Annotated in this window: 25 protein-coding genes; 19 read left to right on the forward strand and 6 right to left on the reverse strand. The window is 43.4% G+C overall.

What is annotated here, in order from left to right:
- Positions 1-3: 3 nt before the first annotated feature.
- The 5 genes from GQA99_RS01230 to GQA99_RS01250 all read left to right on the forward strand — a co-directional run bounded on the left by GQA99_RS01230 (position 4) and on the right by GQA99_RS01250 (position 3,527).
- Entirely contained in the window at positions 4-684 is a 681-nt protein-coding gene (locus tag GQA99_RS01230) for a 4Fe-4S dicluster domain-containing protein (protein WP_160052026.1), read from the forward strand.
- 52 nt (positions 685-736) lie between these two features.
- The gene (locus GQA99_RS01235; RefSeq protein WP_160052027.1) at positions 737-1,420 is read left to right on the forward strand and encodes a TorD/DmsD family molecular chaperone; all 684 of its coding nucleotides are present in this window, start codon (positions 737-739) and stop codon (positions 1,418-1,420) included.
- 32 nt (positions 1,421-1,452) lie between these two features.
- A complete protein-coding gene (locus tag GQA99_RS01240) occupies positions 1,453-1,959 on the forward strand; it encodes a hypothetical protein (RefSeq protein ID WP_160052028.1) in 507 nt (168 codons plus the stop codon).
- 84 nt (positions 1,960-2,043) lie between these two features.
- Positions 2,044-2,523 (forward strand): transcription elongation factor GreB, encoded by a 480-nt coding sequence (greB, locus tag GQA99_RS01245; RefSeq protein ID WP_160052029.1) that lies wholly within the window; start codon positions 2,044-2,046, stop codon positions 2,521-2,523.
- A gap of 119 nt (positions 2,524-2,642) precedes the next feature.
- Complete coding sequence (locus GQA99_RS01250; protein WP_229785804.1) at positions 2,643-3,527, forward strand: DMT family transporter; 885 nt, start codon at positions 2,643-2,645, stop codon at positions 3,525-3,527.
- 570 nt (positions 3,528-4,097) lie between these two features.
- Here the strand turns inward: GQA99_RS01250 and GQA99_RS01255 are convergent.
- Both GQA99_RS01255 and GQA99_RS01260 read right to left on the reverse strand, forming a co-directional pair.
- Positions 4,098-4,403, reverse strand: coding sequence for a type II toxin-antitoxin system RelE/ParE family toxin (locus GQA99_RS01255; RefSeq protein ID WP_160052030.1), 306 nt, complete (start codon positions 4,401-4,403; stop codon positions 4,098-4,100).
- The gene (locus GQA99_RS01260; RefSeq protein WP_160052031.1) at positions 4,391-4,648 is read right to left on the reverse strand and encodes a type II toxin-antitoxin system Phd/YefM family antitoxin; all 258 of its coding nucleotides are present in this window, start codon (positions 4,646-4,648) and stop codon (positions 4,391-4,393) included. Before GQA99_RS01260 ends, GQA99_RS01255 begins: the two co-directional genes overlap by 13 nt.
- A 620-nt stretch (positions 4,649-5,268) precedes the next feature.
- Between GQA99_RS01260 and GQA99_RS01265 the strand changes: the two genes are divergently transcribed.
- Positions 5,269-5,508, forward strand: coding sequence for a type II toxin-antitoxin system ParD family antitoxin (locus GQA99_RS01265; RefSeq protein WP_160052032.1), 240 nt, complete (start codon positions 5,269-5,271; stop codon positions 5,506-5,508).
- Complete coding sequence (locus GQA99_RS01270; RefSeq protein ID WP_160052033.1) at positions 5,508-5,798, forward strand: type II toxin-antitoxin system RelE/ParE family toxin; 291 nt, start codon at positions 5,508-5,510, stop codon at positions 5,796-5,798. The genes GQA99_RS01265 and GQA99_RS01270 overlap by 1 nt, the downstream gene beginning before the upstream one ends.
- A 191-nt stretch (positions 5,799-5,989) precedes the next feature.
- On the opposite strand, the gene GQA99_RS01275 is transcribed toward GQA99_RS01270, so the two are convergent.
- The 3 genes from GQA99_RS01275 to GQA99_RS01285 form a co-directional block, all read right to left on the reverse strand.
- Positions 5,990-6,664, reverse strand: coding sequence for a DUF2238 domain-containing protein (locus GQA99_RS01275; RefSeq protein ID WP_160052034.1), 675 nt, complete (start codon positions 6,662-6,664; stop codon positions 5,990-5,992).
- Between the two features lie 757 nt (positions 6,665-7,421).
- The gene (locus tag GQA99_RS01280; protein WP_160052035.1) at positions 7,422-8,270 is read right to left on the reverse strand and encodes a universal stress protein; all 849 of its coding nucleotides are present in this window, start codon (positions 8,268-8,270) and stop codon (positions 7,422-7,424) included.
- 31 nt (positions 8,271-8,301) lie between these two features.
- Positions 8,302-9,792, reverse strand: a complete 1,491-nt coding sequence (locus tag GQA99_RS01285; protein ID WP_160052036.1) for a SulP family inorganic anion transporter — start codon at positions 9,790-9,792, stop codon at positions 8,302-8,304.
- A 698-nt stretch (positions 9,793-10,490) separates the two neighbouring features.
- Here GQA99_RS01285 and GQA99_RS01290 point away from each other — a divergent pair.
- The 7 genes from GQA99_RS01290 (at position 10,491) to GQA99_RS01320 (ending at position 17,297) form a co-directional block, all read left to right on the forward strand.
- The gene (locus GQA99_RS01290; RefSeq protein WP_229785805.1) at positions 10,491-10,880 is read left to right on the forward strand and encodes a hypothetical protein; all 390 of its coding nucleotides are present in this window, start codon (positions 10,491-10,493) and stop codon (positions 10,878-10,880) included.
- Between the two features lie 175 nt (positions 10,881-11,055).
- A complete protein-coding gene (gene cyoA, locus GQA99_RS01295) occupies positions 11,056-12,141 on the forward strand; it encodes a ubiquinol oxidase subunit II (protein WP_229785806.1) in 1,086 nt (361 codons plus the stop codon).
- Between the two features lie 2 nt (positions 12,142-12,143).
- On the forward strand, positions 12,144-14,144 hold the full coding sequence (cyoB, locus tag GQA99_RS01300) for a cytochrome o ubiquinol oxidase subunit I (RefSeq protein WP_160052037.1): 2,001 nt from the start codon (positions 12,144-12,146) through the stop codon (positions 14,142-14,144).
- Positions 14,145-14,146: 2 nt separating this feature from the next.
- The gene (gene cyoC, locus GQA99_RS01305; protein WP_160052038.1) at positions 14,147-14,782 is read left to right on the forward strand and encodes a cytochrome o ubiquinol oxidase subunit III; all 636 of its coding nucleotides are present in this window, start codon (positions 14,147-14,149) and stop codon (positions 14,780-14,782) included.
- Positions 14,782-15,111 carry a cytochrome o ubiquinol oxidase subunit IV gene (gene cyoD, locus GQA99_RS01310; RefSeq protein ID WP_160052039.1) on the forward strand — a complete coding sequence of 110 codons (330 nt, stop codon included), beginning with the start codon at positions 14,782-14,784 and terminating at the stop codon, positions 15,109-15,111. Before cyoC ends, cyoD begins: the two co-directional genes overlap by 1 nt.
- 13 nt (positions 15,112-15,124) lie before the next feature.
- Positions 15,125-16,057, forward strand: coding sequence for a heme o synthase (gene cyoE, locus GQA99_RS01315; protein ID WP_160052040.1), 933 nt, complete (start codon positions 15,125-15,127; stop codon positions 16,055-16,057).
- Between the two features lie 430 nt (positions 16,058-16,487).
- Positions 16,488-17,297 carry a hypothetical protein gene (locus tag GQA99_RS01320; RefSeq protein ID WP_160052041.1) on the forward strand — a complete coding sequence of 270 codons (810 nt, stop codon included), beginning with the start codon at positions 16,488-16,490 and terminating at the stop codon, positions 17,295-17,297.
- A 60-nt stretch (positions 17,298-17,357) separates the two neighbouring features.
- On the opposite strand, the gene GQA99_RS01325 is transcribed toward GQA99_RS01320, so the two are convergent.
- Positions 17,358-17,840, reverse strand: coding sequence for a hypothetical protein (locus GQA99_RS01325; RefSeq protein WP_160052042.1), 483 nt, complete (start codon positions 17,838-17,840; stop codon positions 17,358-17,360).
- A gap of 393 nt (positions 17,841-18,233) precedes the next feature.
- On the opposite strand from GQA99_RS01325, the gene GQA99_RS01330 reads away from it, so the two are divergent.
- The 5 genes from GQA99_RS01330 to envZ all read left to right on the forward strand — a co-directional run bounded on the left by GQA99_RS01330 (position 18,234) and on the right by envZ (position 24,479).
- Positions 18,234-19,169, forward strand: coding sequence for an efflux RND transporter periplasmic adaptor subunit (locus GQA99_RS01330; protein WP_160052043.1), 936 nt, complete (start codon positions 18,234-18,236; stop codon positions 19,167-19,169).
- Positions 19,162-19,869, forward strand: coding sequence for an ABC transporter ATP-binding protein (locus GQA99_RS01335; protein ID WP_160052044.1), 708 nt, complete (start codon positions 19,162-19,164; stop codon positions 19,867-19,869). The genes GQA99_RS01330 and GQA99_RS01335 overlap by 8 nt, the downstream gene beginning before the upstream one ends.
- On the forward strand, positions 19,859-22,234 hold the full coding sequence (locus GQA99_RS01340; RefSeq protein WP_160052045.1) for an FtsX-like permease family protein: 2,376 nt from the start codon (positions 19,859-19,861) through the stop codon (positions 22,232-22,234). The genes GQA99_RS01335 and GQA99_RS01340 overlap by 11 nt, the downstream gene beginning before the upstream one ends.
- 172 nt (positions 22,235-22,406) lie before the next feature.
- Complete coding sequence (ompR, locus tag GQA99_RS01345; RefSeq protein ID WP_160052046.1) at positions 22,407-23,132, forward strand: osmolarity response regulator transcription factor OmpR; 726 nt, start codon at positions 22,407-22,409, stop codon at positions 23,130-23,132.
- A gap of 3 nt (positions 23,133-23,135) precedes the next feature.
- On the forward strand, positions 23,136-24,479 hold the full coding sequence (gene envZ, locus GQA99_RS01350; protein WP_160052047.1) for a two-component system sensor histidine kinase EnvZ: 1,344 nt from the start codon (positions 23,136-23,138) through the stop codon (positions 24,477-24,479).
- Positions 24,480-24,534: the final 55 nt, after the last annotated feature.

Raw genomic sequence — 24,534 nt, forward strand, 5'->3', positions numbered from 1 at the left:
ACCATGAGCGACTCAACCCAATATTGTTTCTATGTCGACACCACTAAATGCACAGGCTGCAAAACGTGTCACATTGCTTGTAAAGACAGACAAGGCGATATCATTCGCAGCTCAACTAAACCTGTAGAAGATGGTGTGCCTACGCTAAATGGCGTTAACTGGCGCCGCGTGTATGAGTACGGTGGCGGTTCATGGAATGTGGACCCAAACACTGGCGCTTACGAGCAAGAAGTCTTTGCTTACTACATGTCACTTGGCTGTAACCATTGTTCAGAGCCAGTCTGTGTTAAAGCTTGCCCAACTGGTGCAATGCATAAACGCAAAGAAGACGGTTTAGTCCACATTGAAGAAAGCTTATGTATCGCTTGCGAAAGCTGCTCACGCGCTTGTCCATATGATGCGCCACAGCTTGACCAAGAAAGAAAAGTCATGACCAAGTGTGATGGTTGTTATGAACGCCTGGCAGTAGGCCGTAAACCAGCCTGTGTTGAATCATGTCCAATGCGCGCATTAGACTTTGATACCGTTGAAAATATCGTGGCTAAATACGGTACCGGCGACTCGCACATTGCACCATTACCTAATCAATCACTAACATCACCTAATTTGATTATTAAAGCCAATCGCCTTGGCCAATCAACAACAGGTGGCACAGGTCAAATTCTGAATCCATCAGAAGTGTAATAATTAAGGCAGTGATAAATCATTATCACTGCCTTCCTTTAAGGACTTAATCATGACTGAAAACAACGTTGCATCAATCGGCGTCGATAAGTTAGAAGAATATCAATCGATTGCACGCATCCTGCACAATGTTTTTTGCTTTTATCCCAACGAAGCGCTCATCGACAGCTTTATCGAAAACGACGTTGCCCAAACCTGGCCTGTGTTCGCCGAGTCAGCACCCGAGCAGCCTGGACAGTTTTATCTACAACGATACCTGCAGCAATGGAAAGCCAATCAACTTACCGAGCTACAACTCGATTATGGCAACCTCTACTTTGGCCCTGGCGAACCTAAAGCCATACCACAAGGTTCGGCCTACCTGGGCGAAGAGCAAGTGCATTTTGATGTATCAACTTTAGCGCTGGTCGACTTTTATAAACAACATAAAGTTGAATTCAAGCTCGATATGCCGCAGCCTGTTGACCATATGGGGTTATTTTTTAGTGTGTTAGATTCAAGCTTTCAGCGCTTAATTGGAGCTGACCCACACACCAACAAAGACGAACTAATGCAATTTATCTACACCTTATTGCAAAAGCACTTCACCCCTTGGGCTGGCCGTTGTTTAGCGCTGAGCGAGCAACACGCAAACACTGATTTTTACCTTGGCATCGCCAAAATGACCCAAGCCTTTATTAACGAACTGACCAGCACCTTTAACGTACTGCCCATGCCAAGAAAACTGCATCGATAGGTTATTTTGGCTAGCTCACAGGAGGCGACAACATGTCTTTTATACGCGCGGTATCATCGCAATGGAGCAAAGCTGAATGGTCACATCAGCTGGTGCTTTTTTGGCAACAAGACGCGTATGTAAGGAGCCTCTTTGCGGGAGCGACAACCATGATCACTGTCGCTAACGTGGTTGCCGCCATGAAGCCAACGCCCGAGCCAAAATCAGCTCAAGCAAAACCACCAGAAAATAATCCACTGCAAGTCGCCTCATCAGGCTCAAATCAGTCACAGCAAGGGTTAACCCATATCGATGCTGCTAACGCTTTATTTGACTGTTTCTTATTGTTATTTGTAAAAGAACTACAATATCAACAGCTCTCACAAGCAGAAGCCATCATTGTGCAGTTAGCTGAATACTACGCGATTAACTGTCAAAAAACGCCGATTGAAGACATTAAGCTAATGAACCAAAGTGTCCAGATCATCAACGCCATGGCGCAATTAAAACAACGAAGACATGTCCAAAGAAAAGCACAACGCAACATGGGCGCGCATTAACGCCTATCTGACCGTAAATACAAATCGACAAATGCCAATAATTTAGTTAGTTTCTGCTTTAAGCCAAAACACATAGAGAAACGCGTGAAAACCAAGCTAATTACCCTCGAAGGTTACAACAAGCTCAGACTTGAGCACGATTACTTGTGGAAAGAACAACGTCCAGAAGTGACTAAAATTGTAACCTGGGCTGCCAGTCTTGGAGATCGCTCAGAAAACGCAGACTACACCTTCAACAAGCGCTTATTAAGGCAAATAGACCGTCGAGTGCGCTACTTACGCAAGCTATTGCCCGAGCTCAAAATCGTTTATTACGCACCTGAGCAAGAAGGCAAAGTGTTTTTTGGTGCCGTTGTCGAAATCGAAAACGACGCTGGCGACATTAAAACCTTTAAAATTGTCGGCCCAGAAGAAATCTACGACGAACGCAAAGATTACATCTCTATCGACTCACCTATGGCGCGCGCGTTACTCAAAAAAGAAGTCGACGACGAAGCCGTAGTAAGCACACCTCAAGGTGATAAAACCTGGTACATTAATAAAATTACTTATACCAAAGACTAAAAGTAATTTAGTGTTGCCTAATAGATAACTGATAATAACGTTTTTCATTGACGCCTCATTCAAGGTGACTGCGTTTATCACGTTGCGTTAATCGTTTTGCATTCCCAATAGGTATCATATTGAACAACACTAAAGGCAGTCTCTACATGGTTGTTGCAATGGCCGCTTTTGCCATTGAAGACATGCTGATTAAGTCCGCAGCCGAAACCACCTCTTTAGGCCAAATCCTGGCATTGTTTGGCCTCGGCGGCATGTTGATTTTTATGTTGCTAACCTGGCGTAAAGGTCAAAAAATACTCCATCCGGCCATACTCACTGCGCCGATTTTAATCCGTGCAGTCTGCGAAGTGATTGGCCGCTTTACCTTTGCCCTGGCCATCACTCTCACACCGCTATCGAGCGCCTCGGCAATATTACAAGCCACGCCACTGATTGCCATGATAGGCGCGGCATTATTGTTTGGGGAACACGTGGGCGTTAAAAGATGGCTTGCTGTACTTGTAGGGTTTATTGGGGTGTTAATGATTATCCGCCCTGGACTCGCTGGGTTTGAAGCTAACTCATTATTCGCGGTCATCGCCACATTAGGCTTTGCCGGCCGCGATTTAGCCACCCGCGCAGCGCCACCCGTGTTATCGAACATGCAACTTGGGGTTTACGGATTCTTTGTATTAATCCCTGCAGGTATCGCCATCCAGTTATATCAAAATGAACCAGCACAACTTAATACCACTGCATCGTTGCAAATCATCGGCGCGATTATTTTTGGTGTCGCCGCCTACAACGCCCTCACCATCGCCATGCGCGCAGGCGACGTCTCGGTCATCGCCCCCTTTCGCTACACCCGTTTATTATTTGCCCTAGCATTGGGCATATTCATATTTGGTGAATCACCCGACACCATGACGCTACTCGGCAGCCTACTCGTTGTCATCAGCGGCGTTTACACGCTCAGCCAAACACGCAAAAAAGTCAGTTCGAGAGTGGTGAATAGTGAAGCCTAATGGGCAGTGTAATTGAACAGGGTTTAGTTGTAGCATCAATGATCTTATGGCCTGCGGCCATTAAGATCATGGTGCTTCACTCTCACCAGAGAGTGAAGCACCAGAGACTGACTCGTTTTTGACGATGCTTGTTAGCTATTTTCTCGTCGTCCCGGCAATGCTTTTGAGCCGGGATCCAGGTGTTTGGTTTGGTTTGGTTTGGTTTGGTTTGGTTTGGTTTGGTTTGGTTTGCTTATAGCCTGCGGCGCATCTTGTAATAAAGAGTGAAAATGCTATTGCTTAAGACTGGGGTTTTGATTTGTGGGAAAGGCCATGACTCGTTCACGTATTCTTTTGTAAAGAGTCTTCAACAGCCTCAAGTTCAGAGTTGAATTTGGGCATTTTCAAACAGCAACTGGCTCGTTTGGACAAGGCTTAGCTTTTTTTTCGTCGTCCCGACAATGCTTTTGAGCCGGGATCCAGGTGTGAGTTTTTTGCTTTAACAATCAATCAGAAAGCGTGTTTTCTCGAGCTGTTATTTACATAATAAAGTACACTTGGTATAAGCACGCGGCTTCGCGCGGTCTATCCTTATTTGTTAGCTGTAAGTAAGAATTTACGTAGGTCTCTCTCTTGCCTCATAACGTGTAAAATATAAACTTTGTCGTTTTCTACTTTATAAAAAACACGACAAGGATTAATAACTATTTCCAGATAATTAAAGTTACTTAACTCAATAGGTTTCTTTCCTGATTCTGGGAATTCTTCAAGTCGCTCGACTTTAGCAAAGATTTTCGCTACCAAACTTTTAGCGGCCAGAAGATGACTTAAAGCAATATATTCAGCTATGTCATTAAGATCCTCCAAAGCAGGGTTTGTCCATATTATTTCAGCCATTTACTCATTTTCTCTTTAGCCTCAATATTAGATACAGTTTCTCCACGACTTATAGCCTGCTCACCTTTAGCAAGAGCTTCAAGGATTTGCATACGCTTTTGCATAAATTCGAAGTCATCAACATCAACAAGGTATGCAGAAGGTTGTCCATGTTCAGTAATTAATACAGGCTCTTTAGAAGAATGAAGCTCTGATAATATTTTCGTTGCCTGCCGTTTTAATGTTGTAACTAGCTCTACTCTCATACTAATCGCCTCACAAAAAATGTATCACTATAGTAGCACTTAATGAGCAATTTGAGAATACAGCTAACAAACCTGTAGAGTTACTGGTTTTAAAATTTATTTTGATTAGCACATCAAAATAAACCAGGTTTACACTTTAATTCAAACACTTATATGATGTACGACATTATTTAACATGCAGATGTATTGTTGTTTTTAGAGATAGTGTAATGCGGGTTTGGTGAGTTTTTAGGTAAAAAGGGCTTCCCCCTTCTTAGTGCATCGCGTGTTGCAGCTTTCTATATTATGAACAAAGAAAACACCTGGATCCCGGCTTAAAAGCATTACCGGGATGACGAATAGAAACTGAATCAGAATGACATTTATCTAACTCTGGCGTCAGCGAAGCGCCAAGGCGTTTGTGGCCGTAGGCCATATTTATCACACTCTTTGAGTCAAAAAACGAGTCAGTTTTCTTGATTTTGAAAAGGTCCAAAATCAACTCTGAGCTTGGATATTGTCTAGAAAAGAACAATTCATTTTTAGAACAAAAAATAAGCTTTTTTATTGTCCGTTAAATTGCCTTGATATATTTTTTATACCATAATCCAATATATATTGGTATTTGTGGATTTGACATTATGGCTAAAAATACAAGTGTGACATTAGGCGATCACTTTGAAAAATTTATAAATCAGCAAGTTAACTCTGGACGTTACGGTTCAGTAAGTGAAGTGGTGCGTGCAGGTTTAAGAGCATTAGAAGATCAGGAAACTAAGGTACTTAATTTACGAAATATGCTCATTGAAGGCGAAAACAGTGGAATCGCGGATTACTCATATGACTCTTTGATTGCAGAGCTAGACAAAGATAATCGCTAATGTCTAAATTTGAATTATCAGGTAAAGCCAAGAGCGATTTAATTAAAATAGCAAAATATACTCAATTGACCTGGGGAACAACGCAGAGAAATGAGTATTTAAAACAGCTAGATCATAGCTTCCATCAACTGTCACAAGAACCTATGTTAGGTATGAATTGTGATTATATAAGAGAAGGTTACCGAAAACGACCTCAAGGTAGCCACATGATTTATTACAAAGAAAACAATAACAACATTTTGATCGTAAGAATATTGCACAAAAGTATGGATGTTAACAGCGCGCTCTGAAAGCATCACGACGTTGCTAGCCGCAGTCCATAAGCAAAGCAAACACCTGGATCCCGGCTTAAAAGCATTGCCGGGACGACGAATTTAATGAAGTCGATTTATTATTGAGTTCGAAGACAGAATTGTGAAGCATATTAACTAAGTTGCAGTTACACAGAATCTGTTACACCCTCGACTTGCCTCAGCTTTGCTTAATCCCCGTTATGTTTTACCGTTAAGCTTAATCGCCATTGCTCTGGAAAATCTTTCTGAATACGTGAATGGATAAGCAGCGTTATCGCCATCACTATAAATCCGCCCAGGCTAGCGAGTGCCATATCCTTATGCGCATCCCAAATATCACCCTGGGTGCCTAAATACGCCATGCCAAGCTCGCCACCAAATATCTCTGCTGCGCCCCATTCTACTAACTCATATAACATCGATGTCGACATTATCAGGTTTAACGGCGTGAAATAGCTCCAAAAGCCTTTCACGCCAACAACCTTGCAATACAAATCTCTCACTGGGTATGCCAGTAAGAAGCCGTATGCGAAATGAATGAATCGATCAAAGTTATTACGCTCCCAGCCCATATATTCATTAAGGCTAAAATTAAAATATGACTGCAGAAATTCATCATAGGGAACATTGGCATAAGTATAATGTGAGCCGATCTCATGCAAGCTCATAAAGACAAATATCAAGCTATATGAGAGTCGCGATAATGGGCATTTTTTATAGGTGAACACCACAAAGATGGCAGAGAAGACAATTAATACATTCTCAAGTGCCCAATCGGCTCGATTATAAGGGTTGATAGAAATAACAATAAATTCAATAACAAAGATGATTGAAAGCAATAAAAAATATCGTTTATGTTCCATAGTATGTTGGCCATTGTGAATTAAAGATATTTTATGGCTTGTAACGGCTTACTTGAGGCTTGCCTCTCAACATCACCTGCTAAACACAGATGAATAGCGATAGTCACGGATGAATACCGCTAAAAAATCATAGGCAACATACACCTACGACTCATAGCTTGCATTTATCACCGCGTCATTATTGATGATACGCTTTATTTTTATACAATAAACCCATACTTCAATATTTCAATGGCCAATGGTTTATTTAACACGAGATATCATCTCTGATTTTAAACAAGAATAAGCCTTAACTCTTTACCTCAGTGTGGGCGAAACGCCATGAAATGAGTAGCCGTAGGCCATCAGCAAAGCAAAACAAACACCTGGATCCCGGCTCAAAAGCATTGCCGGGAAGACGAGTTTAATGCAGACGAATTTAATGAAGACGGGTTTAATGAAGTCGAATTTAATAAAGTTGAATTGAATGAAATTGAATAGAATCAAAGTGACATTGATTCATGCTCTGGCGTCTTCGAAGCGCCACGATGTCTGTGCTCGTAGGCCTTAAATCACCGCAACCAAGCCATAAACAAAAAGCCACCCCGACATACAATGCCGGGGTGGCTTTTTAGCTAGCACTTTTAACTGTTAGCTATCAACTGACACTATTAACTATCGCTATCAAGGTTTAGCTGTCAGCACTTTGTTCATAGCTAATCATTATTCGCTAATCGCAATCCGCTAATAACCGCTCGCGGTCAGCGAGCCATTATGATTAACGCAGCAGTAATAGCGGGATTTTGCTTTTGCTGATCATTCTGGTGGTATTACTACCCACAAAAAACTCGCGAATACGCGAATGGCCGTAAGCGCCCATAACCATTAGGTCGATGTTATGCTCAACTTGGTAGGCTTCTAGTGCAGCTTGCACTTCGCCCTGACATACTGCGGTGCTCACGCTAAAGTCTGCACTGTTTAAGGTGTCTGCCGCTACGGCTAATTCTGCACTGGCTTGCGTTTGATTGTCTGACACCATCACTAAGTGACACTCTAAACCTTTAAGCAAAGGGCTGGCTGCCACGCGAGCTAGGGCCTTTTTCGCGGTAGCACTGCCGTCGTAAGCAAAGATAAAACGCTTAGGTGCAGTAAACTCAGGCATTACCACTAAAATCGGTTGCTTAAGCGTGCGGATAACACTCTCAATATGGCTACCAATAGGGTGGTCCTGGTGTTGCTCGCCTTGACGCCCCATCACCACTAAGCGTGCATTAGGCTCTTGTTCTAACAAGGTTTCAATTAAGTCTCCATGGCGCTGTAAGGTGTTTACCGCGACACTAGATTGTTGCTTAGTCACGCAGGTTTTAGCGTCTTCGAGCATATATTTTCCTTGCTCGAGTGCCAGTTTACTTCTGCGGCCTTCAATCTCAACCATTTCGTCGAGTAGGTGCTCACGCGTACCTAAACCAATGCTGCCAGATAAATTCAATTGTGTTGGATACACAGATTTATCTAACACATGTAACAAGGTCACTGGTGCAGCCATTTGAGTGGCGGCCCATACGCTGGCATTACATACCGCTAAGGTGGCTTTTGAACCGTCGATACAAGCAATCACATTTGTCATTATTGTTCTCCTTTTGTGGTGTTGCTCAGGGTTAGTGACCAGACATCATTTTTTCGACTTCTTCAGGCTTATCGTGCACCCCGAATTTATCAACGATGGTTGCACTGGCTTCATTTAAACCAATTAACTCAACCTCGGTGCCATCACGGCGGAATTTAATCACCACTTTATCGAGCGCCGATACTGCGGTGATATCCCAAAAATGCGCTAGTGATAAGTCGATAGTGACTTTATCAACCACTTCTTTAAAATCAAATGATTGGCTAAACTTATCTGCCGAGGCAAAAAACACCTGGCCAACAATTTGATAATGACGGCCAGTTTCAGCAGTAACGTCTGAACTTTTAACCACCATGAATCGGCCCACTTTATTGGCAAAGAATAATGAAGCCAATAACACCCCTACAAATACCCCAATCGCCAGGTTATGGGTAGCAACAACAACCACAACCGTGGCCACCATCACAAGGTTTGTCGACATTGGGTGATGTTTAAGGTTACGGATTGAATCCCAAGAGAACGTCCCGATAGACACCATGATCATCACCGCCACCAATGCTGCCATAGGGATAAGCTTTAGCCAGTCACCGAGGAATACGATTAAAATCAGCAAAAACAAACCGGCAGAAAACGTTGATAAACGGCCACGGCCGCCCGATTTAACGTTGATAATCGACTGACCAATCATTGCACAACCTGCCATGCCGCCCATTAAGCCAGCGCCAATGTTGGCAATACCTTGGCCTTTACATTCACGGTTTTTATCACTTTGGGTATCGGTTAAGTCATCAACAATGGTGGCTGTCATCATTGATTCAAGTAAACCAACCACCGCAAGACCTGCTGAATAAGGCAGGATGATCATCAGAGTTTCAAGAGTCAATGGCACTTCTGGCCACAAGAAGATAGGTAATGTATCTGGCAGTTGGCCCATGTCGCCTACGGTACGCACATCAATGCCCATAAATACCGCAAAAATGGTTAACCCGACAATGCACACTAACGGTGACGGCAATGATTTACCAATAACCGGAATAAGCGGGAATAAGTAAATAATCCCAAGGCCTGTGGCGGTCATGGCGTACACATGCCAAGTCACGTCAATCAGCTCTGGTACTTGCGCCATAAAGATTAAAATCGCCAAGGCGTTCACAAAACCGGTCACCACCGAGCGCGATACAAAGCGCATTAAGTTACCTAGCTTCAAGTAACCTGCAGCAATCTGGAATACACCGGTTAATAAGGTGGCAGCCAGTAAGTATTCAAGGCCATGCTCTTTTACTAAGGTGACCATTAACAGTGCCATTGCACCTGTTGCCGCAGAGATCATCCCTGGGCGGCCACCGGTAAATGCAATCACTACCGCAATACAGAACGAAGCATATAGCCCCACTTTAGGGTCAACACCGGCAATAATCGAAAAGGCAATTGCCTCAGGAATTAGCGCCAGCGCAACCACAAGGCCAGCTAATAGATCCCCGCGGATGTTAGAGAACCATTCTTTTTTCATGGTTTGTATCATGTTATTCACTCTGTTTTAAATTCAGTCATTTATTTCAATAGTACACACTGAGCCGAAATGGATTTATCGACTACAGTCTCTAAGATGTTGTTCTGTCATGTAACGAAATGCTATCAAATATGAGGTAAAGCAAAACTGCTACTACAAATGGATTGTCGCAATCCAATCAGGAAGGGGTTAACTAATGCAGCTTATTTTCATGACATGTAAGACCTTACATGCATAAAATTTCGCTTTGATTACACGTATGCACCTCAAAGCAGCGACAAAGGATATAGTTCAGCCCGTCGAAAGTCAAAATCTGTCGCAAAAATAATCGATATTTGGCCTTATTAAGCCCCGTTTGCAGCCATGTTGCTGTGCGATATATTCATAGACCATAACGGCTAAAAATAACGTCATCTTTCGAATATTCAGCCAGAATCTATTTTCATATGGTTCACGCTTTGCTGGATATTTTGTGTGCGATCAATCACGATTTTAAGCCTATTGAGATCCAGCCCAGTGACCTAATTGTTAAATGTGTAATAAAAACGTGTAAAAAGCGTACTTTTTAAGGTTTATTTAATCTTTCTGCGGTTTTACGCCCCTTAACTACTTTCAATTAATAGCTGCTTCTTGTTATTCTCCTGCCGTATAACAACTCGCATGTTTTTGATGCGACAACGACTTCTTTTACGCTCAGGCGGAAACGTTTTTTGAATCCAACTCTTTGCCAAAAACTTGTTACGCCGCTCAGCCGCATAGCAAGCTTGTCTAAATTGAGTAAAGCACATTTAACTTTGTGTTTCGGATTACTGTTGCTGCAACCTTTAGCCGATGCTTTATCGATTTCGGTAGGTCACTTTATTGATATCAGTGAGTTTATCGCGATTGCAGACGGCCTATTGGCTGAGTTTGTTGGGGCGGGCTTGCTCAGCTTAATTGTGCTTAACCCTATGGTTATTGAGCAATTTTGGCGTTTGTTTCACCTCAACTCTAAATTTAGCAATCTGCTTGAACTCAGCGATGCGCTAAGTGCATTATCTCCTGTTATTCCTAAGTCGTTAGACTATACGGCACACGGCTGCCGCGCCCCTCCTCGTTAATTTTCGTTTTAGCTCAACTCTTACAACAGGTTATTCATAGCACGTTGATGTGATATCAACGCGATAGGCGACAGCTCATTTGAGCCTTGCCCATGCTGACTACCTGTTGCTTTTAATCTGTCACGGTTACCTCCTGGCAGCGTAGTTAAGTTATTAAGGTGAGAGGAATCTTCCTTTGTTCATTCGAAAATTAAGTAAAGCCATGCTGGCAACTGGCGCATTAATGCTGGCCGGCTGCGAAGGCGGTGTGCTCGACCCTAAAGGTCAAGTTGGCATGGATGAGAAACACCTCATCATCGTGGCAACATTATTGATGCTGATTGTGGTTATTCCGGTTATTTTTATGACGCTCTATTTTGCGTGGAAATACCGCGACGGCCGTGATCTCGAAATCTATGCCCCTAAATGGGCCCACTCTAAAACCATCGAAATTGTTGTGTGGCTAATCCCCATTGTTATCGTGATTGTATTAGGGATCATCACCTGGGACTCAACCCATAAACTCGACCCTTACAAACCGCTTGAACATGATGCAAAACCAATCACCGTCCAGGTGGTATCACTCGACTGGAAATGGTTATTTATCTATCCAGAATATGGTATCGCCTCGGTTAACGAATTGGCCTTCCCTACCAATGTACCGGTTAACTTTAAAATTACCTCAGACACGGCAATGAACTCATTTTTCATTCCGCAGCTAGGCAGCCAAATTTACTCTATGGCAGGCATGGCAACCAAGTTGCACCTTATTGCCAACGAGCCGGGCACCTTTGAAGGTATTTCAGCTAACTACAGCGGCGCTGGGTTTGCGGGCATGAAGTTTAATGCCATCGCCACGCCCACAGCAGACGACTTTGATGCCTGGGTTACCAAGGTTAAGCAGCAAGCAAGCACCTTAGATGTTGAGCAATATAAGCAGCTCGCGAAAAAGAGCGAAAACAACCCTGTGCAGTATTTCGGCTCAGTACAACGCGGCATGTTTAATTACATTGTGATGCAGTACATGCACCCAGACTCGAACATGAAATCGATGGGCAGTATGGAAGGTATGGAAGGTATGGAAGGTATGCACGATATGGGCAACATGGAAGGTATGGAAGGCATGCACGACATGGGCAATATGGAAGGCATGGACCACGCTCAACATATGCAGCACATGCAACATATGAAAGACATGGACGCTGGACAACATTCTCAACATTCAACCCCTTCACACTCAACCACAGAGCCGTCATCGACTGTTTCTGGGGAGGCGGAGTAATCATGTCATTTTTTGGAAAATTAACACTCGAGTCTATTCCATATCACGAACCCATTATTATGGTAACCCTTGCGGTTGTTGGTGTAATTGGGTTGATTATTGCGGCGCTGATTACAAAGCATCAAAAATGGGGCGTGTTGTGGCACGACTGGCTCACCTCGGTTGACCACAAACGTCTTGGTATTATGTACATTTTGTTGGCATTAGTGATGCTAATCCGTGGTTTCTCTGACGCGATTATGATGCGAACCCAACAGGCGCTCGCCACCAATGGCGCTGCGGGGTATTTACCACCAGAACATTACGACCAAATCTTCACGGCCCACGGCGTGATCATGATTATCTTTATGGCTATGCCATTTATGATCGGTTTAATGAACTTAATATTGCCGCTGCAAATTGGTGCCCGCGATGTGGCGTTTCCGTTTTTAAACAATTTAAGCTTTTGGCTCACCACTTCTGGCGCGGTGCTAATTAATATTTCACTTGGGCTCGGTGAATTTGCTAAAACCGGTTGGGTGGCTTATCCGCCATTATCTGAGCTGGCTTACAGCCCGGGAGTGGGAGTTGATTATTATATCTGGGCCTTGCAAATATCGGGCATAGGGACAACCTTAACTGGGGTGAACTTTATTGCCACAGTATTAAAAATGCGCGCGCCAGGCATGAAGCTGATGCAAATGCCGATTTTTACCTGGACCTGTACCTGGGCCAATATCTTAATCGTTGCTTCGTTCCCTATTTTAACCGCGGTGTTAGGCCTATTAACCTTAGATCGTTACCTCGATTTCCACTTCTTTACTAATGATGGTGGCGGCAACGCCATGATGTACATCAACCTATTTTGGGCCTGGGGACATCCTGAAGTGTATATTCTGATTTTACCGGCATTTGGTATTTTCTCAGAAGTGATCTCAACCTTTACCTCAAAACGCCTATTTGGCTACAGCTCAATGGTGTGGGCAAGTGGCGCGATTTCTATTCTTGGTTTTATTGTGTGGTTACACCACTTTTTTACCATGGGCTCAAGCGCCAACGTCAATGCCTTCTTTGGGGTAATGACCATGGTGATTGCCGTGCCAACTGGGGTAAAACTGTTTAACTGGTTATTTACCATTTACCGCGGCCGTTTACGCATTACCGTGCCGGTATTGTGGACCCTAGGCTTTATGGTCACCTTTACTATTGGCGGCATGACCGGCGTATTACTGGCGGTACCAGGGGCGGATTACGTATTACACAACAGCCTATTTTTGATTGCTCATTTTCATAACACCATTTTAGGTGGTGCAGTATTTGGGTACATGGCAGGGTTTGCATTTTGGTTCCCTAAAGCCATGGGCTTCCACTTAAATGAGCGTTTAGGTAAAGCGTCATTCTGGTGCTGGCAGGTAGGTTTTTATGTGGCGTTTATGCCGCTGTACGTGCTTGGATTCCTCGGCATGACGCGTCGTATTAACCACACCGACAACCCTGCGTGGAACTTCTGGATTTACTTTGCTGCGGTAGGTGCCTTTATCATTTTAGCCGGCATCATTTTACAGTTTGTTCAATTGTATGTGAGCTTCCGCGACCGTGAGCAAAACTTAGATACCACTGGCGACCCGTGGAATGGCCATACTTTAGAGTGGTCTACCTCGTCACCGCCGCAGTTTTATAACTTCGCGAAATTACCCCATGTATCAGACATTGATGCCTTTACCGATATGAAAGAAAAAGGCCAGGCGTATCAACGTGAACAAACGTATCAGCCAATCCACATGCCTAAAAATACCGCCAGTGGCATTTTAATCGCGGCGTGCATAACGGCGGTTGGCTTTGCGGCTATTTGGCATATTTGGTGGTTGGCTATTGTGGGCTTTGCTGGCGCATTTGTGCTGTTTTTAGTGCGCGCTTACGACAACGATGTCGATTATTACGTGCAACCTGATGACGTCACGCGCATTGAAAATGCGCACCTAGATAACGTCACTGCAAACCTAACTAACGTTGTGAGGGGCTGATTATGAGTATTGCGATTCAAGCAGATTTACATGTGACTCATCCTCATGAGCACAATGATCAACACCATGACGAGCACCACGATACCAGCGCGAATACCTTATTCGGTTTTTGGATATATTTGATGACCGACTGCATTTTGTTTGCCTCGGTATTTGCCACTTACGCTGTGCTGTACATGAACACCGACGGTGGTGTATCGGGCAAAGATATTTTTGAGCTCGACTTTGTATTAATCGAAACCGCCGCGTTATTGGTCAGTAGTATCACCTATGGCGTGGCAATGATTTGCGCTAAACACCAAAAACAGGCAGCTACCCTTGGCTGGCTGTTAGTGACCTTTGCTCTAGGTTGTGTGTTTATTGCAATGGAAGTGTACGAGTTCCATCATTTAATTGAACACGGTAATGGCCCAGATCGCAGCGCGTTTTTATCCGCATTTTTTGCCCTAGTCGGTATGCATGGTTTGCATGTTACTGCGGGCTTAATTTGGATGCTGATCATGATGGTTGAAGTGCTTAAAACTGGCTTAACTAATCGCAGTGTGACTCGTTTGAGCTGCTTAAGTTTGTTTTGGCACTTCTTAGACATCGTGTGGGTGTGTGTGTTTACCGTAGTTTATTTGTTAGGAGCCTTGTAATGAGCCATGCACATTCAAGCCATGAGGCAGGCGATTTTGCTGCCAGTATCAAATCGTATGTTGTCGGTTTTGTATTGTCGGTAGTATTAACGGCAATTCCATTTTTGTCGGTGATGACGCACCAGTTTGATCATGCAACCACCATATGGGTCGTAGTGATAACCGCGATAGTGCAAATCGTGGTGCACCTTAAGTACTTCCTCCATTTAGATTTTTCTAAAGAAGGCAGAATCAATACATTCTCGTTCTTATTCACCGCCTTGATTATTGTCATGGTAGTGGGTTTGTCTGTGTGGATTATCTACGCAGCTAACGAATTGATGATGTAATTAGACAGCTATCATGAATAATCAAGGTCAACTTATGTCAGCACAATTAACCTCACGCTTACGAGGATATGTTCAGGTCACTAAGCCTGGCATCATCATGGGCAATTTAATTTCTGTCGCGGGCGGCTTTTTACTCGCGGCTCAAGGTAATGTTGATTTGACCTTGATGTTCGCCACCATGATAGGTTTGTCTTTGGTGGTGGCGTCGGGTTGCGCGATCAATAATTGCATTGATCGCGACATCGACGCCAAAATGAAGCGCACACGAAACCGAGTGACCGTTACCGGTGAAATATCGGTACAAGCGGTATTGAGCTTAGGTATTGGCTTGGGTGTTGTCGGCTTTACCATGCTGGCGATATTTACTAATAGTCTAGCAGTGTTATTTGCCGCCATTGGCTATGTGGTTTATGTCGGCGTTTATAGCCTGTACATGAAACGTCACTCGGTTTACGGCACTTTAGTCGGCAGCTTTTCAGGTGCTGTGCCGCCTGTTGTGGGTTATTGCGCTGTAACCGGGCAAATGGACATGGGCGCAGTTATTTTGCTGCTAATGTTTAGCCTATGGCAAATGCCCCACTCGTATGCGATTGCGATTTTTCGCTTTGACGATTACGCCGCGGCTAACATTCCGGTGCTACCCGTGGCAGAAGGCATGGCCAAAGCAAAATTGCATATTGTGTTATACATCGCGGTATTTGCCTTAGTGAGCGTGTTACTGCCATTAGCCGGATACACTGGCATCGCCTTTACCGCGGTCACCTGTGCCACCAGCTTTTGGTGGCTAGCTATGGCGCTTAAAGGCTATCGCCAGGATATCAATTTACAGTCTTGGGCTCGGCAGGTATTTGGGTTTTCCATTATCACCATTACCGCATTAAGCGTAACCATGGCATTGGATTTTCAAGTTGCTGCTCAAGTACCATTACTGACTTTAGTACCTTAACCGGTCATCATTATTTGGTTGCACACAAAGCCCGTTAGCCTATGCTGCGGGCTTTTTATTTGCTTATTCAGCATTGTTGACTAGGGTTAAAGCTCATTTAAATTACCACATGCAGTTCGGTCTATACCCAATCAACTTGAAGAGACGTGTTTCAGAGCTTCACCGTGTTTTCAATACTAGGCGCGTTAATGCGGTAATGTAGGTACCTTATAAATTAGCGCAACAACGTAGTGGGAACACGGTGAAACTCCCAAAGGGCAAGTTTTACACGTGTTTATGCTGCGGCTTTTGTTAATTTAGCTGATTTTGGAAAGGGAACGACCATTACCCGCAATCAATGCCTTGCCTAAACGCGTGTAAACTCTTGCTGAAATCGAGCATCTTCAGGTTGTTTGGGTATTTACCCACTCTAAAAACATAAAGGGATATTATGTTTACCACTTTAACTATCCAATGGCTAACTCGCCCAATCAATTGTGCTAACAAACCATTGCGCTTATGCATTCTGTCTTTGATGATGTTCCTAACGTTAGTGGTGCCCGTCAATGCGACAGCGCAAACATTAACCTCGAACAATCATCACGCGTTATTTGGCAATTGGATTATCGACACCCCAGAGCACATCACTTTACTGCAATTAAACCGTGATTTAAGCTATTTATACATTAATCTCAACCACCTAACGCCGCATAAAAGCGTGGCCGAATGGGGCCGACTCGCTATTGCACCTAATGGTGTGCGCTTTATGGCCAGTTATAGCAATAATCCGCTATTGGGCCTGGTGGCATATCAAATTACCCATCCCAAGCTGCATATCGCGCTTGGCGTAGAATCAAAAAAGTTAGTCTTCACTATCGACACTAACGCAGACAGCATTAGCGATGAACAACATAACTATTATGCCTATAAGCACCAATCTATCTTCGGCGTCTGGCATCAATTATCAACACCGGCATTAAGTAGTGTTGTGCTGCTCAGCAGCGGTTATTACGTTTTAGTGAATGTTAACTTACATCAAGACCCTCACATTCATCCGCATAATACCCACTTACAATGGGGTCGCTTTGAAGGGCTGCAAGAGTTTAGTGAGCCTATTTTTGATAGCCACCCACAACTGACATCCGCATTACCTCTCGCCATTAACAGAATACTTGCTCAATCTAACAGACAGCTAGCACTATCATTTAAGTTAGACGGCAACACGAATGACATTGAAATTGATCGCCGATATGGGCATTAGTACAAAGAAATGATGAGGCGTAATAAAATGAGGTTAAGGACGGCTTAACCTCATCAACACTTAATAAGTTGTGTAACTGTTTGCGTTGTCTAGCTGAGCTAAAATTGACTTCACTAAACTATCTCGCGCCGCCAAATTAGGATCCATTGCAGCAAACTGCGCTAACATGGGTTCAGGTAAGTTGTCGAAAAAAATAATATATGGCTGGGTAAAATTAAACGTCGGCACAGCCTGTTTTAAAGACGGATTAGTCGCACTAAAGTGACTACTATCTTTAACCCATTGTTCCATCACTTCTGCCCATAATGGTTGCTCACTTAGCTGGCCGAGGTAGGATTCTGCATCTTGTTTACTTAAAAAATGCTCCGCCTTTACATCATAGATATATAACGCAGGAAACTGTGGCTTAGCCGTTTGCGTCGACACTTCAGAATAAAATGCCTCTTTAAAGTGGTGACCTAAAGGCAATACATCTGCTGCACTTGCAAAACTACTTGTGACTAGCAATAAACCAGACAATAAAGTGGCATAGTTAATTTGCATTATTATGTCTCCAAGCGTTGCATGACGACATAAAATTAACAGAGGCATAAGGCGATGAATTTTTTTCTGAGAACTGGAGTAACATAGCAAATCCTTTTGTAAGTACATAATAAATTGAGCTTCTCGCAGTTAGAGCTTAAAGGCTGTTTTTTTGTGTCAACAAAAAATTAGCTTATTTTTCAAACAAGCAATAAGTGCTTTACTTACATGGTTTGATTATATTAAATGGATAAAAACGATATAAATGGAATTATAAAATGTTTGAAATCCCTAAGGATAAAAACCGTTTTACGCATCTAAAAACACTCTCAATAATTATCATTACGTGTCTATTTCTGAGTTTAATTGCGTTATTTAATCCTTAAATTGAACAATCCCAAATTACTCCGAGCAATGGAAACCAGTGAATTGGCGTTACTTGAAGAGCAGTCTAATCTAACGTTAATTACTGCAGAGTCTCGCCAAGCGTTGGATGATCAACAAGGAAAGATGCGCTTGGCTAAAGTGCGTTTAGCCTTAGCTCAAGCAGAGCTAAGCGCACATGAAAAGCTTAAACAAAATCAGGTTATTTCTGTTTTAGACCTACACAAAGCTCAAGTTGCCTGGGAGCAAGAAAATGCCATTTTACAAATGGAAACCAGCCGCCTAGAAACCTTACAACAAACCCGTAAAGCAATTAATGACTCAGCACAATACCGATTAGAAAAAGCGCAAAAACAACGAGAGCTACTGGTATCTGAAGTCGATCAGTTAGCCATTAGTGCCAGTATGGATGGCATGCTAACAGAACTGGCTAACGACCTAGACATTGGCAGGTATTTAGACGAAGGGCAGATAGTCGGTATGATTGCTGACTTATCTCAATACTATGCCCGGATTAATATAACCGCCAATGATGCTGAGTTTGTTACCCCAGGTTTACCCGCTCGCGTTGCAATTAAAGGCATTGATATTGTAGGGAACGTGACTCGAGTTGAGCCCACCGTCAATAATGGCAGCGTTGAAATTGATATTAGTTTTAACGGTGATTTACCCTCGTCTGTTAGACCAAATATTGATGTTAATGCCATTATCGAAATAGCCTCACATCAAAAAACCTTAGTGATAAAACGACCCATTGGCGTCATTAGGGGTCATCGCCAGTATCCATTATTTGTGCTTAATGACGAACTTGAACAATTTGAAATGCGTCAAGTCAGCATAGGTGACATTGCCGGGGAGCAAGCACAAGTTATCGCAGGGCTCCATCAAGGAGAGCGTTTGTTACTGCAAGTACCGCCCCACCTGCAAGACAGCGTGCAATTTAGCCAAGGAGCACTGCATGAATAATAACGTCATCACTTTATCTGGTCTGAACAAATCATTTAAGCATCAATCAGGTGATAACCCAGTCTTAAGGCAAATTAACTTACAGATAAAAACCGGTGAAATGATCGCAATTTTGGGCGCTTCTGGCAGTGGAAAATCGACTTTGTTATCAATCCTTGGCTTACTCGATGTAGCCGATACAGGTAATTACAAACTGTGCAATCAGGATGTTAGCGCATTGTCGGCTTACCAACTCAGTCAATTACGAAACCAACATATTGGTTGGGTATTTCAAAACTTTAACTTAATTGCAGACATGACTGTCGCTGAAAACCTGGCCGTGCCACTACGTTACAATACTGCCGTCAACCCAGCACAATACGCTGAACGTATTAACAATGTGCTGACGCTCGTTGGCTTGGCTGACCGAAGCTCTTTTTATCCAGATGAACTCTCTGGCGGGCAACAACAGCGCGTCGCCATTGCTCGGGCACTCATCTGTGAACCCGACATTTTATTATGTGATGAACCTACGGGTAATTTAGACTCAAGCAATGCGGCAAAAATCATGTCCTTGTTAGGTGACTTGCACCAAAAAGGCAAGACCATTCTCATTATCACTCATGACAACTCTGTCGCAGAGTGCTGTGAAAAAGCCTATAAAATGCATGATGGCGAGCTCTCACCTCTTGAAGATGAGGAATACAAACGTGCTGTTTGATCTAAAATATGGATGGCGAAAATGGCGAGGACAACGGGGCATTTGGGCTGTATTGATCGTCAGTTTATGCTTGTTTTGCAGTTTAATTGGCTTTGTAACGAATCTACTTTGGTTATTAAGTAGCGATAGACCGCAATGGGTAGGCCAAACATCACCATTAGTGACCATCGCGAATCAAGATTTTAATGCTAATTTACAGCCTACATCTGAATTCGATATAGCCTTACTAAAGCAGTTGTCGATGGTGAAATCGGTAGCCAGTATCGCGATACAAACAGCCACTGTATCGGTTAACACAAAAGAAGTACCAGGCTTACGTATTGGCTTTTATTCTGACACGTTATTACCAGTTCTTGGCTTACCTAAACCGTTTACACAGCAAGGTTTTGAAGCCCAAAACGTCATCTTGTCGTCTCAATTTTGGCATCAGCACACTAATTCAGGCGATATATCACTCCTATCGATGCATTATCTAAACCAAGCTTTACCTATTGCTGGTGTGGCCCCTGCATCAATGGATAAAATTGGTAATTTTCAAGTCGACCTGTGGTTACCAGACAGATATTTACTGCTCGATGTACCGCAAATGTTTGCTGAAAACCCAACGCTGTATATCAATAGCAAAACGGATCGCTATGGTTTTGCATTGTTAAAACAGGCAGTACCTATTGATCAATTGCAGCAAGCCTATTCAACGCTAAAAATACAAACTCCTCGCCCACAAGGTGGTTTTGTCGACAGTCAGTTTACTTCATGGATCATTGACGGGGTTGAACTGAAACCCGTTGAACGCGATATGTTGCACAAACAGGCATGGATATTATTGATTTTAATGGCTTGTTTTGGCTTTATTGTGTTCAGCGGTATTGTGTCAGCGTATTTGCAACATGGCATAGTGCGCCAATCTGAAATGCAACTAAAACTGGCCTTAGGAGGTGACAAAAAGCAGTTAATCATCCAACTGTTTAACGAAAATATCCCAGCCTTTTTTGCGCTTGTCGTTGTCGCCCCTTTGCTCGGCTATGGCATTGGGCAATATGTTAATCAAATTCCAGTTTATCGTAGCTATTTTGAGGGAGGTTTATCATTTAACCTTGGTTTATGGGCTGCTGCTGTGGCCATATCTGTAACGCTATATTGGTTATGCTCACAAATTCCGATGCTCGGCATTATGACGACACAATTTAGTCGAGGTCGGCACGGACAAATTAGCAAGACACAAAAACGTATGGGGCAACTCACTTTAATTGCTCAACTCACAGTCATTATCAGCGTCATCATTTTGTGTTTGGTATTATCAGTTTCAGAGTGGACAAAATACCAAAAAATCAGCGTCCCAACCGACCTATATAGTTATGAGCCCAAAGTGACCAGCCCATTATCACTTGCACTGACTACCGAGCAAATAGAAGGTCAATGGCAAGTAGATGGTAAATCGATTGCACTATCATCAGCGATGTTTACTGCTTTAGGGGACCAAGACTTACAATATAAAACACTCAATAACCCAGGTGTAACCAAGCCTGTAAACAGTCTTTATGTGTCTAGCAACTTTTTTGATTTACTTGGCATAACAGCACTGACTCAAGCCAAACTAACCGCCACAGGCTTAATAGTAAACAAAACAATGGCAATGCAACTTGCTGACGAATTAGGGATGAACCATTGGCGAGATGTACAGGGCACAACACTTAACGTCTCTGGGTTTTATTACCAGAAACAACTCACCGTCCAAGGGATCATTGACGATCAATTGCATTTTGGCCTTAACCAAAGCACAACGCCGGTTATGTATTTGCATTTAAGTATATTTAATCCGTTATTTGCTCACCGTATTGCGCCTGTTTTCTATAGCCGAACGACCACACCTGAACTTACTGCATCACGAATAAATGATTGGGCTTCGTTACAATCGCCTCATTTAACGTATGTTGTTGATGGCAGCCTAGAGCAACAAATTGTTAATACTAATTCTGCAGGGAAACTATTGTTTATCACTTCGTTTGCAATGGCTGTGATGATAGGTTTATTGGTTATTTTTACCCTATATTACCGCTTTCACTTCGGTGTTAAGGTGCAACAACTCAAGTTGGCCATTTTGCTTGCTGTTGGAGGCCAAAAAACCTCGTTAACGCTGCAAATTATTAAGCTGAACATAGTGTTAATGTGCATAGCTGTTTTATGTTCAGCGGTATTGCTGTTCAGCCTTGATGAATACACTATTGGCTTACTTGGAGTATCGATGTTGCAACCCATATTATGGTGTTGTGCCGTTATTTTTTGCTCCTTATTGATAGTCACTATTACCTTTTTGGCGACTAAACGCATATTACGCCACAGCATCAGTCGTTTATTACAAGGATAAATATATCTTCGATACCGACCACAACACTGATCATTTGCCGCTTTTTAAACAATAAAGCGGCATTTACAGCTATTTAGTTACAATTTCTGCTGCAATCAGCTATTCAAATTCAAGTGATTACACTTCATACTGAGCTATTGCTGGTATCAATTTAGTGTTAAAAGGATATTCCATGGGCCAAGAAACTTCTAAGATCCTCGTTGTCGATGACGACATGAGATTACGTTCATTATTAGAACGTTACTTGCTTGAACAAGGCTTTCAAGTACGTAGCGCAGCCAATGCTGAACAAATGGATCGATTACTTGAGCGCGAAAACTTTCACTTATTGGTACTCGACTTGATGCTACCCGGTGAAGATGGCTTGTCTATTTGTCGCCGTTTACGCCAGCAAGAAAACCCAATTCCTATTGTGATGCTCACCGCTAAAGGCGATGAAGTTGACCGTATTATTGGCTTAGAGCTTGGCGCTGATGACTACTTACCTAAACCGTTTAATCCACGTGAGTTATTAGCACGGATTAAAGCGGTAATGCGTCGTCAAACAACTGAAGTACCTGGTGCGCCTGCGCAGCAGGAAGAAATGATTGAGTTTGGTGAGTTTTCGCTAAATTTAGCCACGCGCGAGATGTTTCATGGTGACGAAAACATTGCCCTGACTAGCGGCGAGTTTGCCGTATTAAAAGTGCTGGTAAACCATCCTCGTGAGCCATTATCGCGCGACAAGTTAATGAACCTTGCTCGCGGCCGTGACTACTCTGCCCTTGAGCGATCTATCGATGTACAGGTGTCTCGCCTACGCCGTTTAATTGAAAAAGATGCCGCTAACCCACGTTATATTCAAACGGTTTGGGGTTTAGGTTATGTGTTTGTACCCGACGGCACCACACGTAAGTAATTCATGGAACTCAAGTTAAAATGGTGGCAACGCTTCTTACCTCGAAGCGCGTTTAGCCAAACGGTATTGTTGATTGGCAGCTTATTGCTGATCAATCAATTAGTGTCGTACTGGTCGGTCGCCGTTTACTTTATCAAGCCCAGTTATGAGCAAATTAACCAACTGATTGCCCGCCAAATCAACATATTATTTGTTGATGGCGTGGATGTTGGCCGCGAACATCTCACCATGGTTGATGCCTTAAACGCCAAAGTGCGTGACGATGGCATGACGGTTTACAACCAAAAACAAGCCCAGGAGGCCGGACTCGGCCAGGCCACTTATTACAGTTTTTTATCTGAACAAATGTCGGTTTATTTGGGCGGCGAAGCTGAGGTGCGTTTTTCTCAGGGTGAAAATCTCGACGTGTGGATTAAGCCGCCTCAAGCCCCCACGCTGTGGATTAAAGTGCCGTTAACCGGCATTAACGAATCTGACTTATCGCCATTAACCCTGTATTTATTGGTGATTGGCGCGCTCAGTGTCGCTGGCGGTTGGTTATTTGCCCGTAGGCAAAACAGGCCATTAAAACGCTTACAAAAAGCCGCGGTTGCGGTGTCTCAAGGCGATTTCCCGCCCACACTACCGTTAAGCGGCTCTACCGAAATTGTTGAAGTAACCCATGCGTTTAATCAAATGGCGCATAGCATGAAACAGCTTGAGCAAGACCGCGCCTTACTCATGGCCGGTATCTCCCACGACCTACGCACGCCACTGACTCGTATTCGCTTAGCATCTGAAATGATGGTAGAAGAAGACCAATATTTAAAAGAAGGTATTGTTACCGACATTGAAGACATGGATGCGATTATTAACCAGTTTATTGCCTATATTCGCAACGATCGTGAAGGTGTGCGCGAGCCAGACCAAATTAACCGCTTAATCCAGGAAATTAGCCAACAGGAATCTCACCGCGAAGAAACCATAGAGCTGTCGCTAGGCAACTGCCCCGACATTGCGATGAATAGTGTGGCGATTAAACGTGTGCTGAGCAACCTGGTAGAAAATGCGTTTCGTTACGGCAATGGTTGGATCAAAATCAGCTCATACCATCAAGGTAACGCGGTGTGTTTTAGCGTTGAAGATAATGGTCCAGGCATTGATGAATCTAAGGTTGAGCAGTTATTTCAACCCTTTACTCAAGGTGATTCTGCCCGCGGCAGTGTCGGCTCGGGTTTGGGACTGGCGATAATTAAGCGGATTGTTGACCGTCATCATGGCAAAGTGAAACTGTCTAACCGCCCTCAAGGTGGCCTCAAAGCTCAGGTTTGGTTGCCATTAATGGATAGAAAAATCGCTGACAGTTGATGTTATCTATTTGGGGCACGTCTTACCGTGCTGTTACGCTAAATATAAAGCAATC

Source organism: Shewanella litoralis, assembly GCF_009828585.1.
Lineage (GTDB): Bacteria > Pseudomonadota > Gammaproteobacteria > Enterobacterales > Shewanellaceae > Shewanella > Shewanella litoralis.